Genomic DNA, 13,493 nt, shown 5'->3' with positions numbered 1-13,493 from the left:
GGAGCCTCGTCCTGCAGGTCCGAGTCAGGGTAGGCGCGCATTCAGTGCAGGTGCCGTGGCTTGCGGGGTCCGCCATGCCCAGAGGGTCCGCCATGACCACGCGGGGGCTTGCCCAGTTGCATGGAGTTGACCAATGCATCGAAGCGCAGCGTGAACAGCTTGTCGACAGCAGCCACCACCTCTCCCAGCTCGGAAGAATCGAAATGGCGTTCCATCACATGGATCACGTCCTGCACCAGCAGATCACGTTGCACCTGCATGATGGCGGCCGGTGTGGGCCCAACAAAACACATCATGAAGTCGTCCCGCGCTTCATCTTCGGCTGCGTCGTCCTCCTCGTCGTACTCCGTGTCGTAGAAAGAGACTTCCAAGGGCGCCCCGGCCGCTGCTATGTCGTTGAGCGCCATGCAGGTCTCTTCGATCACCTGCCGAAACTCCTCGCCACCCGGCACTGTCCAGCACATCTGCAAAACATGGGTGGCCGCATCGAACCTGATGCCCGGTTCGTCCTCGTAAGCACTCTCTGCAGCGGCAGCGAGGGACCGCGCACCTGCGTACTGCCACAAAGGCTTGAGTGCATCCTGGATCTGCGCGTACACGACGTCTTCGCGCAAGGGCACATCCCCATGCACATGTATCTCGAAAGGGGCGTTGTAACGGGTCATGGAAACTCACTGTACCGGCGATTCCGGAAAAATCCTAGGGACTGGTGCCTCGAACCGGAATCGAACCGGTACGCCCGATTAAAGGCGGCGGATTTTAAGTCCGCTGTGTCTACCAATTTCACCATCGAGGCACGCCATGTATTGTCTCAGGTTGGTTGGAGCCGCCCAGCCCTCGACTTTTGACATGCAAACCGCGAAAAAAAACCTCGGCAACCGAAATTGGCGAGGCTCTGGATGACTGGAGGCGCGACCCGGAGTCGAACCGGGCTAGACGGATTTGCAATCCGTTGCATAACCGCTTTGCTATCGCGCCACAGGTATGAAGCGCCCAGATCGACGCCTCAACAAACCGACAAAAAAGGGAAGCAATGCTTCCCTTTTTGAATCTGGAGCGGGAAACGAGATTCGAACTCGCGACCTCAACCTTGGCAAGGTTGCGCTCTACCAACTGAGCTATTCCCGCAATTTTTCAAACCCACCTCTGTGTTCGTCTGAAGCTGAAATTATAGCGTAGAAAATCGACCCTTTTCAAGACCCCCGCAATTTTTGAATCAATGTTTCACGGCATCAGGGCCAGGTGCCGGGCGGCTCACAGAGGCTGCCACTTGCGCTGCAACCTCTTCATCCGTCAAAGCAACAGGTTGACGTTCCAACGCGACCGCCAGCACCTTGTCAATCCACTTGACCGGAACGATTTCCAGACCTTGCTTCACGTTGTCGGGGATCTCCGCCAGGTCCTTGACGTTTTCCTCAGGGATGATCACCGTCTTGATTCCGCCACGCAACGCGGCAAGCAGCTTTTCCTTCAAGCCACCAATGGCCGTCACTTCTCCTCTCAAAGTGATCTCGCCTGTCATGGCCACATCAGCTCGCACCGGGATGCCCGTCAATGAAGACACCAGGGCCGTGGTCATGGCGGCACCGGCACTGGGGCCATCCTTGGGCGTCGCGCCGTCTGGCACGTGAATGTGGATGTCGCGCTTGTCGAACTGCTCGTCCTTGATGCCCAGCATCCGGGCGCGGCTTCGCACCACGGTTCGCGCAGCCTCCACCGATTCCTTCATCACATCGCCGAGCGACCCTGTACGCGTGATGACACCCTTGCCTGGCATGATGGCCACTTCGATTGTCAACAGATCGCCGCCAACCTCTGTCCAGGCCAGGCCCACCACCTGCCCCACTTGGTTCTGTGCCTCTGCGCGGCCGTAGTTGTACTTGCGCACACCCAGGAATTCGCTGAGATTCTCCGCATCCACGATCACGGTGGGTGTGTACTTCTTCAGCAACAGGCCTTTGACGACCTTGCGGCAGATCTTGGAGAGTTCCCGCTCCAGCGACCGCACACCCGCTTCGCGCGTGTAGTAGCGAACAATGTCGCGCACCGCGTCATCCCGGATTTCCATTTCACCTTCACGAATGCCATTGTTCTTGAGCTGCTTGGGCAGCAGATACCGGATCGCGATGTTGGTTTTTTCGTCTTCGGTGTAGCCGGACAAGCGGATCACTTCCATGCGATCCAGCAATGCGGGCGGGATGTTCATGGAGTTGGAGGTGGCGACAAACATCACGTCCGAGAGATCAAAATCGACCTCGACGTAGTGATCGGCAAAGGTGTGGTTTTGCTCAGGGTCCAGCACCTCCAGCAGCGCACTGGAAGGATCGCCCCGGAAGTCCGTGCCGAGCTTGTCGATTTCGTCCAGCAGGAACAGCGGATTGCGCGTACCGACCTTGCCCAAGCTCTGCAACACCTTGCCGGGCATGGCGCCAATGTAAGTGCGGCGGTGCCCACGGATCTCGGCCTCGTCACGCATGCCACCCAGGGCCATGCGCACGTACTTGCGACCGGTGGCTTTGGCGACCGATTGGCCCAGTGACGTCTTGCCAACGCCGGGTGGCCCTACCAAACAAAGGATGGGCGCTTTCACCTTGTCCACGCGTTGCTGCACCGCGAGGTACTCAAGGATACGGTCCTTGACCTTCTCCAGCCCGTAGTGGTCTTCGTTCAAGACGGCCTCGGCATGCGCGAGGTCGTGCTTGATCTTGGTCTTCTTGCTCCAGGGCAATGCCACCAGCGCATCAATGTAGTTGCGCACCACCGTGGCCTCGGCCGACATGGGTGACATGAGCTTGAGCTTCTTGAACTCGGCATCGGCCTTCTTGCGCGCCTCGGCTGGCATCTTGGCGGCTTTGATCTTCTTTTCGATTTCCTCGATGTCGGCGCCCTCTTCGCCTTCGCCCAACTCCTTCTGGATCGCTTTGACTTGTTCGTTCAGGTAGAAGTCGCGCTGGTTCTTCTCCATCTGCCGCTTGACACGGCCACGGATCTTCTTGTCGACGTTGAGGATGTCGACCTCACGCTCCAATTGCTCGAACAGGTTCTCCAGCCGCTTGTTGACCGGATCCAGATCCAGCACCACCTGCTTTGACTCCAGTTTCAGAGGCAAGTGAGCCGCAATCGTGTCGGCCAATCGACCTGGATCATCAATGCTGGAAATCGACGTGAGTATCTCCGACGGGATCTTCTTGTTCAGCTTCACGTATTGGTCGAACTGCTGCATCACGGCCCGACGCAGTGCCTCCAGCTCGTTGGACTGCGACTCAGCGCGCTCTACCTGAGGATCCACCGGGGCCACGCTGGCCACGAAATGGCTCTCACCATCGCGAATGTCGAGCACTTTGGCTCTCTGCAGCCCTTCTACCAACACCTTGACGGTACCGTCAGGCAACTTGAGCATCTGCAGAATGGTGGCCACGCAACCCATCTCGAACATGTCTTCGGTCGAGGGCTCGTCTTTGGCTGCCGCTTTCTGGGCCACCAGCATGATCCGGCGTTCGGCTTCCATGGCCGACTCCAATGCCTTGATGCTTTTCGGCCTACCCACAAAAAGCGGAATGACCATGTGTGGAAATACCACCACATCGCGCAAAGGCAGCAGTGGCAAATCGATTGGTGAGTTGGGCAAGGGGGTGTGTCCGGACATTTCAACCTCGACAAAATGGGCACGTGGGGCAGATGCGGGCGATTTCAACCGGACGCATCATCAACTACACACAGGCAGGCTTGACGCGTGCCTGGAGGCGACATTCAGGCCTGCTTGGCGGCCTCGCGGTACACCAGCAGGGGCGGTTTGTTCTCTTCAATCGTGCTTTCGTCCACCACAACCTTTTCAACATTGCTCATGCCCGGCAGATCGAACATGGTGTCAATGAGTGCATTTTCGAGGATGGATCTGAGTCCCCGTGCTCCCGTCTTGCGTGCCAAGGCCTTGCGCGCAATGGCTTTCAGCGCCGCTGGACGGACTTCAAGCTCGGCACCCTCCATCGACAACATTCGCGCAAACTGCTTCACGACGGCATTCTTGGGCTCGGTGAGAATTTCCACCAAAGCATCTTCGCTGAGTTCGGCGAGCGCCGCGATCACGGGCACACGCCCCACGAGCTCGGGAATCAATCCGAACTTGATCAGGTCTTCCGGTTCGATTTCCTTAAAGGAATCCGTCAGACTTCTTTGCTTTTTGCTCTTGACCACCGCGCCGAAACCTATGCCGGACGCCTCGGTGCGGTTCTCGATGATTTTTTCAAGACCGGCGAACGCACCGCCGCAAATGAAGAGGATGTTCGTGGTGTCGACCTGTAGAAAATCCTGATTGGGATGCTTGCGACCGCCTTGAGGAGGCACAGACGCCATGGTGCCTTCAATGAGCTTGAGCAACGCCTGTTGCACGCCTTCGCCCGACACATCGCGTGTGATGGAAGGGTTGTCAGACTTGCGCGTGATCTTGTCGATTTCGTCGATGTACACGATGCCCTGCTGAGCGCGCTCGACTTCGTAGTTGCAGCTCTGCAGCAGCTTGGCCACGATGTTCTCGACGTCCTCGCCCACATACCCCGCCTCGGTGAGCGTGGTGGCGTCGGCCATGACGAAGGGCACATTGAGCATGCGCGCCATGGTCTGGGCCAGCAGGGTCTTGCCAGATCCTGTTGGGCCAATCAGCAGAATGTTGCTCTTGGCCAGCTCGACATCTTCCTTTCGGGCAGTCTGCTTGTGTCGCAGGCGCTTGTAGTGGTTGTACACCGCTACTGCCAGTGCCCGCTTGGCCTGCTCCTGTCCAATCACATAGTTGTCAAGATTGGACTTCAACTCTGCGGGTGTTGGAACCACATCACCCGTGGCCTTGACAGATTCCAGACCTGGCAATTCGTCACGAATGATGTCGTTGCACAGATCAATGCACTCATCGCAAATGAACACCGAAGGACCTGCGATCAATTTCTTGACCTCGTGCTGGCTCTTGCCACAAAACGAGCAGTAGAGCGCCTTCTCAGGCGTGGTGGCTTTTTTGTCGGCCATGGGTCTTTGGTGTCAGGTGAGCAGAAGACGTGATGTCGGAATCAATGATAGTTCAAGCCTTGCTTGGTCCGATCGAAGGAAAAGCACTTGGAATGAGGTCATTGATCTGGTGTCAAGCCAAGGTTTTGTGAGACCGGCGCCATTCAACCGGATTTCAGGCGACGCCCGGCCGCTTGTCAATGACCTTGTCGATCAGCCCATACTCGGCCGATTCGGCAGCGGAGAGGTAGTAATCCCTTTCGGTGTCGCGCTCGATCTTCTCCAGCGGTTGGCCCGTGCGCTCGGCGAGTATCCGGTTCAGCTGCTCACGCGTCTTGAGGATCTCGCGTGCGTGAATCTCGATTTCGGTGGCCTGGCCTTGTGTGCCGCCCAAAGGCTGGTGGATCATGACTTTGGAATTGGGCAGGGCAAACCGCTTGCCCTTCGCGCCCGCAGCCAGAAGAAAAGCACCCATGCTGGCCGCCATACCGATGCACAGGGTAGACACGTCGGGCTTGACAAAGTTCATGGTGTCGAAAATGGCCATGCCGGCGCTGACCGAGCCGCCGGGCGAGTTGATGTAGAACGAGATGTCCTTGTCCGGGTTTTCGCTTTCAAGAAACAACAACTGGGCCACGACCAGGTTGGCAGACTGGTCATTCACGGGGCCCACCAGAAAGATCACACGCTCCTTCAGCAGGCGCGAATAGATGTCATAGGCTCGTTCGCCCCGGCCAGACTGCTCGATGACCATGGGCACCATGCCCAGGTTCTGAATTTCCATTGCGCTCATGCGTTTCTCCATGTATTGATGCACCGCGATTTCCATACTGTAACCAACCCGCCGACGCCCTGCCGACACAGCACCCATGGCCATGAAGGGCATATGGCGCGTTCAAAGGCAAACGCAAGCGTCGAGACGCAAAAAAGGGCGGACAAGTCCGCCCTTTCCAGTGTCGAGGCGCTCCCGGCGCTCAGGACTGCCCCATCAGTTCGTCGAAGCTGATGGCCTTGTCGACGACCTTGGCCTTGGAGAGCACAAATTCGGTGACGTTGTTTTCGATCACGATACCCTCGACCTCGGCCATGCGACGGTTGTCGCCGGTGTACCAGCGGACCACGTCAGCAGGCTTTTCGTAGGAGGCAGCGAGCTCCTCGATGTGTGCCTTGATCTGTTCTGGCTTGGCGTGCAGTTCGTTGGTGCGCACCAGTTCGGCGACCACCAGACCCAGCTTGACTCGACGCTCTGCCTGGGGGCGGAACAGCTCTTCGGGAATGGGCGCTTTGTCTGCATCCTTCACGCCACGCTGCTTGAGGTCGGCGCGTGCGCCTTCCACCAGACGGTCGAGTTCGGCCTGGACCACCGATTTCGGCAAATCCAGTTCGGCCTTGGCTGCCAATGCGTCCATCGCCGCCTGCTTGTTGCGGGCCTGCAAACGGAACTTGACCTCGCGCTCCAGGTTTTTGCGGATGTCGGCGCGCAAGGCTTCCACCGTACCATCGGCAATACCGAGCGACTTCGCAAGCGCCTCGTCCACTTCGGGCAGGTGTGCAGCCTCGATCTTGTTCACAGTCACCAGGAAATCGGCTGTCTTGCCGGCCACATCCTTGCCGTGATAGTCCTCAGGGAAGGCCAGGGGAAAGGTCTTTGACTCACCAGACTTCATGCCACGGACAGCGTCTTCAAACTCCTTGAGCATCTGGCCATCGCCCACGATGAACTGGAAAGCCTCGGCCTTGCCACCTTCAAACGGTTCGCCGTCAATCTTGCCGGCGAAGTCGATGGTCGCGCGGTCGCCATCTTGCGCCGCCTGATCCTGAGCCCGCTGCGCAAAAGTGCGGCGCTGCTTACGCAGAATGTCCAGCGTGCGATCGATGGCCGCGTCAGTCACATCAGCCGACACGCGCTCGACCTCGGCGGTTGACAGGTCTTCGATCTTGACTTCAGGGTACACCTCGAACACAGCGTCAAAGGCCAGTTGACCCTCGGGTGACTCTTCCTTCTCCGTGATCTTGGGCTGGCCGGCCACACGAAGCTTGGCCTCGTTGGCAGCCACTGCGAAAGCTTCACCGACCTTGTCGTTCATCACTTCGTAGTGAACCGAATAGCCGTAGCGCTGGGCAACGACATTCATGGGCACCTTGCCAGGACGAAATCCGTCCATCTTGACGTCTCGCGCGATGCGCTTGAGTCGGCTGGAAACCTCGTTCTGGATCACATCGGCCGGCAGCGTCAGCGTGATCTTGCGCTCAAGCTTCTCAAGGGTTTCTACGGTCACGGTCATCGCAATCTCCAAATGGGTGGCGGTCAACCAGCCTGCCTGGCCGACCCGGGATCTCTTCGTCTGTGAGGTGGTGCGCGGGGGGGGACTCGAACCCCCACACCATTGCTGGCGTCAGGACCTAAACCTGGTGCGTCTACCAATTTCGCCACCCGCGCGCCTTCATTGCAGTGCCTGGCTCGACCATCTGGGATAGTCTCTATCGCAGCGCTCGGCTTTCGGTCATCCGCTTCTCGGCAACCCTAGATTGTAGCCGCTCGGCACCCCTCAGCCGTCGGATCATGCACCCAGACGCCTTTGCAGCGCACGCACAGCGCTGTCAGGTGTAGTGAACACCGGCATACCCAGTTCGTGTTCCACAAGGCCACCGGCCCTGGCCATGCTGAACTGGGCCAGCGCGATCACGCTTGCACCCTGGCTCCTGAGCTGGCTTGCTGCGCGCAAAACCAACGCGTCATGGCGAGCGCCATCGCCCTGATTCAGCGCATCCATCGCGCCCTCTGCAAGCCGGGTAATGAGATCGACGCCTTCGGGGAACTCGGCCGGCATGGATGCAAGGGTGGGAGCGAACGAGGCGATGAGACCGATGCGCCCGCCCAGCGCCACAGCATCAGCCACCATGGCTTCGTTGGGTTTGAGCACCGGCATGTGAGGACGGCGCGCAGCGGCCGCTTCAATGCACGGACCAAACGCCGAACAGGTGAACAGTATGGCGTCGGCACCGGTGCCTTCGGCATATTCCGCCAGCTTCTCAAAGCGCTGGTGCATGGCTTCGTCCAGACCGCCTGCTCCCGTGGCAGTCTGGCGAGCCAGGTCAGCGGAGAGGCTGTCGTCGAGCAGGTTCATACGAATCGCCTCTGGCCAGGCGGCTGAAAGCGCATCATTGATCGGCGCCACCGAATGCGCCAGCGCATGAATAAGCGCGATTCGCGTCACAGCACGGCCGCCGCAGGTACCACGGGCTGACGCGGGCGCCGCAAGCGTTGCAGGAACACCACCAGCAGTAGCAGCGCCACAGCCGGGATGAACACCCACTCCTTGACAGGCCGGTCGGCCGGGATTTCGGCCGAAACGATGCGGAAGCCCTGTTCCATGCCCAGCTTCTCCGCCGGACTGCCAAACCTCACCTGCGCAATCAGCAACTCTTCGCCCTGCGCGATGGCCGTGACACCCGCTCTGGCCAGTCGTTCGCGGGCGGTTCCGCCCTGCTCTCCCAGCGGCAGCAGCACACCTTTCCGGATGTCTCGGCCGTCCAGGTTCGTACCTTCGATCCAAATCCGTTTGCTGGCGTTGTTCGGTGCACTCTCGACAAGCTCATTCATCTGGGTGGCCGATACCTCATCGTATGGCGGGTAGATCATGTCCCACCAGAAGGCGGGTCTGAACAGTGAGAAGGTGATCAGCAACAGCGCCACCGTTTCGTACCAACGCGATCGCACCAGGAAATAACCCTGCGTGGCCGCCGCGAACACCAGCATGGCGACCGTCGCGCTGACCACCGTGATGACCAGATGCACAGGTCCGGTCAGGCCGATCAACAGCAGCTGCGTATTGAATATGAACAGGAACGGCAGGATCGCGGTCCGCATGCTGTAGAAAAATGCGGTCACGCCGGTCTTGATGGGGTCTGCCCGTGCAATGGCCGCCGCAGCAAAAGAAGCCAGACCCACCGGTGGCGTTACGTCGGCCATGAGGCCGAAATAGAACACGAAGAGGTGCACGGCAATCAGCGGCACTATCAATCCGCTCTGCGCGCCCAACTCCACCACGACAGGTGCCATCAGGGTCGAAACCACGATGTAGTTCGCCGTTGTTGGCAGGCCCATGCCCAGGATCAGGCTGATCACCGCGACCAGGAAAAGCATCAGCATGAGATTGCCGCCAGACAGCAGTTCCACCAGCTCGGTCATGACCAGCCCCACACCGGTGAGCGACACAGTTCCCACGATGATGCCGGCTGCGGCCGTGGCCACACCGATACCGATCATGTTGCGCGCTCCTGTAGCGAGACCATCGACCAGGTCGGCAAAACCCTGCTTGGTGGCTGCCCCCACCGAACCCTGGCCGCGGAAGGCAACAATGATGGGCTTTTGCGTGACCATCACGAAGATCATGAACATGGTGGCCCAGAACGCCGACAAGCCAGGTGACATCTGCTCCACCATCAGGCACCAGATGAGCACCACGACCGCCAGCAGATAGTGCAGGCCAGACTTGACCGTGGGTCCCGTCTCAGGCAGTTCGAACACGGGTGCATTGGGATCGTCGAGTTCCAGTTCCGGCTGCCGCGAACCAAACCAGAGCAGACCCACATAGGTAACCAAGAGTCCGATCCCCACGATCCAGATGGCCGCGTCGCCCATGACGTCCTTGATCCAGCCAATGCCCCAGTACACCGCACCCGCCAGAACGAAAAAACCGCTGACGGTCAGTCCAAATGACAACAGCCTGGAGCTGGTGGTGCCCGTGCCGCGCCGCGGCAGACCGACCATGTTGGCCTTCAGTGCTTCCAAGTGCACGATGTAGAACAGTGCAAGATAGGAGATCACCGCCGGCAGGAAGGCGTGCTTCATGACCTCGATGTAGGGAATGCCGACGTATTCGACCATCAGAAAGGCTGCGGCACCCATCACGGGCGGCATGATCTGTCCGTTGACGGAACTTGAGACCTCGACCGCACCGGCTTGGTCACCCCGGTAGCCGACGCGCTTCATCAACGGAATGGTGAACGTGCCTGTGGTCACGACGTTGGCGATCGAAGAGCCCGAAATGATCCCGGTGGCCGCCGACGACAGCACAGCGGCCTTGGCAGGCCCACCACGCATGTGCCCCAACATGGCAAACGCGGACTTGATGAAATAGTTGCCCGCACCCGCCTTGTCCAGCAGCGCGCCGAACAGTACAAACAGAAAGATGAAGCCGCTGGACACACCCAATGCCACACCGAACACGCCTTCGGTGGTGAGCCATTGGTGGCTCATGGCGCGGTTCAGCGAGAAGCCCCGGTGGGCGATCATGTCGGGCATGTAGGGCCCGCCGAACGTGTAGGTCAGAAACACCAGGGCCACGATCACCATCGGAAGACCCAGTACCCGGCGCGTGGCCTCAAGCAGCAGGACTACACCGACAGCTGCCGTGTACACATCCATCGGCGTGGGTTGGCCAGGCCGCGAGGCCAACTGGGCGTAAAACAGGAAAAGATAGGACGCACAAAAGGCACCGGCGATGGCCAGTACCCAGTCGGTGATCGGCACGTAGGCCCGGGGAGAGCGCTTGAACGCCGGATAGGCCATGTAGGCAAGGAAGACCGCAAACGCCAGGTGGATGGCGCGAGTTTCCGTGTCGTTGAACACAAAAATCCCCAGTGTGAACGGAAGCGGTGACGCAATCCACAGCTGGAACAGCGACCAGGCAATGGCCACATACAGCAGCATGCGACTCATCAAAGGCCCGGGTGTACGGCCACCCGTGTCGTTGTCTGCCACCAGCTGGTTGACATCCACTTCGGTTGCGGCTTGGGTTTTCATGCAGTCCTCTGGGTATGAAGGTGGGGATGCCAACAAAAAAGCCCTGACGAATCAGAGCTTTCCTGTGGCTGCGGCCCTTGTCGACCTCAGCAGTCGGCAGGATGTTACATCCAGCCCTTTTCCTTGTAGTACTTCACGGCACCCGGATGCAGAGGTGCAGACAGGCCGTCCTGGATCATGTTCTTGGGGTCGAGCGCACCAAAGGCAGGGTGCAGCTTCTTGAACTCGTCGAAATTCTCGAACACGGCCTTGACCAGTTCATAGACGGCATCATCTGCCACCTTGGCCGAGGTCACGAAAGAAGCCAGCACGCCGTAGGTGGGCGTGGGGTTCGGGTGGCCGGCGTAGAGACCACCGGGAATGTTGACCGCCGCGTAATAGCTGTTCTCTTTCACCAGCTTGTCGACGGCTGGACCGGTCAGGGGAACCAGCTTGGCACCGCAGGTGGTGATGGGATCCTGGATGTTGGCACTGGGGTGGCCCACGCCGTAGAAGAAGCCGTCGATCTTGTTGTCACACAGGGCAGCACCGTGTTCGTCGGCCTTGAGTTCGGCGGCAAGACCGAAGTCAGACACCTTCCAGCCTGCGGTGCTCAGGTACTCTTCCATGGCGGCGCGAGTGCCTGAGCCAGGGTTGCCGATGTTGAAGCGCTTGCCCTTGAGGTCTTCGAATTTCGTGATGTTGGCTTCTTTGCGCGACAGCACGGTGAAGGGCTCGGGGTGGATGGAGAACACCGCACGCAGGTCGCTGTGCTTGCCGTCCTTTTCGAACTGGCGGGCGCCATTGACGGCGTTGTACTGCACATCGGACTGCGACACGCCAAAGTCCAGTTCACCTGCCTTGATGGTGTTGATGTTCACCACCGAACCGCCGGTGGATTCCACCGAGCAGCGGAAGCCGTGTTTGGCCCGGTCCTTGTTCACCAGACGGCAGATGGCTCCGCCTGCGGCGTAATAGACACCAGTGACGCCACCCGTACCGATCGTCATGAATTTTTGCTGGGCCTGGACGCTACCGACCGGCGCGAGCATGGCGGTAGCGGCAGCAATGGCGGTGATGCATGCGGACAATTTTTTCATCGGGGTCTCCTGCAGGGTCGCTGCGTTGCTGGGAATGAAAATGACAGATCGTGTCTTGAGGGGTTGATATTAATTCAAACGTATGCCTCCTCCGTCAATACCGCCTAAGTAATAACCCGTCGTGCGGTCATCAGGTTGACCTGCCTGATCGAATCGCAGCGTCAATCGAAAGACGCAGCCGCTCGACAATCTGCGTCAGTTCAGCCTCACTGGCCACAAAGGGTGGCGCCAGCAGCACATGGTCACCGCAACGGCCGTCGACTGTGCCCCCCATGGGATAAACCATGAGTCCCCTGCCCATGGCCTCTTTCTTGATGCGTGCATGGAGTTTCAATGCCGGCTCAAACCATTGCTTGGTGGCCCGGTCAGTCACGAACTCCAGGCCCCAGAACAAGCCCCTGCCTCGAATGTCACCCACATGCGGGTGCTTGGCGAACGCCTCCTGCAAGAGTGTGTGCAAGGCCGAACCTCGTGCCTTCACCTGCTCCAGCAGCCCGTCCCGCTGGATCACCTGCTGCACCGCCAACGCCGCCGCACAGGCAACGGCGTGCCCCAGGTAGGTATGCCCATGTTGAAACAGGCCACTGCCCTGGCGAAACGTGTCCACCAGACGTGCCTGGGCCAGCACGGCACCAATGGGCTGATACCCGCCACCCAGGCCCTTGGCGATGGTGATCAGGTCTGGCACGACGCCCTCCTGCTCGCAGGCGTGCAATGAACCGGTGCGCCCCATGCCACACATGACCTCGTCCAGGATGAGCAGGATGCCGTGCCGGTCGCACAGTTCGCGCACGCTGCGGAAGTAGCCCGGTACCGGGGGCAACACACCGGCGGTCGCGCCGCCCACCGTCTCGGCCACAAACGCGATCACGTTTTCTGGACCCAGTTGCTCGATGGTCTCAGACAGTTCGGCCACCAGGCGCTGCCCGTATTGTTCGGAACTCTCTTCGTCGTGGCGATCGCGGTATTCATAGCAGGGTGCCACATGCGCCACGTTGATGAGCAAGGGCTTGAACTGCTCCCTGCGCCAGGCGTTGCCACCTACGGCCAGAGCGCCCAGCGTGTTGCCGTGGTAGCTCTGGCGTCGCGCGATGAAATGGCGACGCTGCGGTTCACCGATTTCCACAAAGTACTGGCGGGCCATCTTCAGTGCGGCTTCCACCGCTTCGGAACCCCCACTGACAAAGTAGGCGTGACTCATGCCCTCAGGTGCACTTCTGATCAGCAGATCGGCAAGTTCTTCAGCCACATCGGTGGTGAAAAAACTGGTGTGGGCGTAGGCGAGCTTGTCGATCTGCGCGTGCATGGCAGCGATCACGTCGGGGTGGCCATGCCCCAGACAGGAAACAGCTGCGCCGCCCGACGCGTCCAGATAGGACTTGCCGGTGCTGTCGGTGATTGAAATGCCCTGACCACTCACCGCCACAGGCAGGTCGTGATGCAAGTGGCGATGAAAAACGCGGGTGGGCGATGAAGACGACATGGATGGCGAGCGGCTCAAGGCTGGTGAACAGAAGACAGCGTTTCAGTGTAGGCAGTCGGGCGCGATCGTGAAAATGCCTTTATGGCCCCATGCCATGCCTTTTGCTTATGGGCCTGTTTTGATACAG

General features: G+C 59.5%; 9 protein-coding genes and 4 tRNA genes. All 13 read right to left on the bottom strand.

From position 1 onward, the window contains the following. Window positions 1-41: 41 nt before the first annotated feature. On the bottom strand, window positions 42-665 hold the full coding sequence (locus Q7V46_RS15165; protein WP_304914388.1) for a DUF6806 family protein: 624 nt from the start codon (window positions 663-665) through the stop codon (window positions 42-44). Window positions 666-707: 42 nt separating this feature from the next. Beyond that, window positions 708-796, bottom strand: a tRNA-Leu gene (locus tag Q7V46_RS15160). A 108-nt stretch (window positions 797-904) separates the two neighbouring features. Continuing rightward, window positions 905-978, bottom strand: a tRNA-Cys gene (locus Q7V46_RS15155). Between the two features lie 74 nt (window positions 979-1,052). Continuing rightward, window positions 1,053-1,128 (bottom strand) — tRNA-Gly (locus tag Q7V46_RS15150). Window positions 1,129-1,216: 88 nt separating this feature from the next. Beyond that, window positions 1,217-3,646: an endopeptidase La gene (gene lon / locus Q7V46_RS15145; protein WP_304914387.1), complete on the bottom strand. Its 2,430-nt coding sequence runs from the start codon at window positions 3,644-3,646 to the stop codon at window positions 1,217-1,219. Window positions 3,647-3,750: 104 nt separating this feature from the next. After that, window positions 3,751-5,016 carry an ATP-dependent Clp protease ATP-binding subunit ClpX gene (gene clpX / locus Q7V46_RS15140; protein ID WP_304914386.1) on the bottom strand — a complete coding sequence of 422 codons (1,266 nt, stop codon included), beginning with the start codon at window positions 5,014-5,016 and terminating at the stop codon, window positions 3,751-3,753. 154 nt (window positions 5,017-5,170) lie between these two features. Next, window positions 5,171-5,788 (bottom strand): ATP-dependent Clp endopeptidase proteolytic subunit ClpP, encoded by a 618-nt coding sequence (gene clpP, locus Q7V46_RS15135; protein WP_304914385.1) that lies wholly within the window; start codon window positions 5,786-5,788, stop codon window positions 5,171-5,173. 181 nt (window positions 5,789-5,969) lie between these two features. After that, window positions 5,970-7,280, bottom strand: coding sequence for a trigger factor (tig, locus tag Q7V46_RS15130; RefSeq protein ID WP_304914384.1), 1,311 nt, complete (start codon window positions 7,278-7,280; stop codon window positions 5,970-5,972). Between the two features lie 68 nt (window positions 7,281-7,348). Next, window positions 7,349-7,435: transfer RNA gene (locus tag Q7V46_RS15125), tRNA-Leu, on the bottom strand. A gap of 121 nt (window positions 7,436-7,556) precedes the next feature. After that, the gene (locus Q7V46_RS15120; RefSeq protein WP_304914383.1) at window positions 7,557-8,213 is read right to left on the bottom strand and encodes an aspartate/glutamate racemase family protein; all 657 of its coding nucleotides are present in this window, start codon (window positions 8,211-8,213) and stop codon (window positions 7,557-7,559) included. Beyond that, a complete protein-coding gene (locus Q7V46_RS15115; protein WP_304914382.1) occupies window positions 8,210-10,804 on the bottom strand; it encodes a TRAP transporter permease in 2,595 nt (864 codons plus the stop codon). Before Q7V46_RS15115 ends, Q7V46_RS15120 begins: the two co-directional genes overlap by 4 nt. A 104-nt stretch (window positions 10,805-10,908) precedes the next feature. Beyond that, window positions 10,909-11,883, bottom strand: a complete 975-nt coding sequence (locus Q7V46_RS15110; RefSeq protein WP_304914381.1) for a TAXI family TRAP transporter solute-binding subunit — start codon at window positions 11,881-11,883, stop codon at window positions 10,909-10,911. 130 nt (window positions 11,884-12,013) lie between these two features. After that, the gene (locus Q7V46_RS15105) at window positions 12,014-13,366 is read right to left on the bottom strand and encodes an aspartate aminotransferase family protein (protein ID WP_304914570.1); all 1,353 of its coding nucleotides are present in this window, start codon (window positions 13,364-13,366) and stop codon (window positions 12,014-12,016) included. Between the last annotated feature and the right edge of the window lie 127 nt (window positions 13,367-13,493).

Origin of the sequence: Hydrogenophaga sp. (genome assembly GCF_030651625.1) — a bacterium.
In the GTDB taxonomy this organism is placed as follows: domain Bacteria; phylum Pseudomonadota; class Gammaproteobacteria; order Burkholderiales; family Burkholderiaceae_C; genus Hydrogenophaga.
Note: the sequence above shows the minus strand (reverse complement) of the source record. Positions and strands in the feature narration are given on the sequence as shown.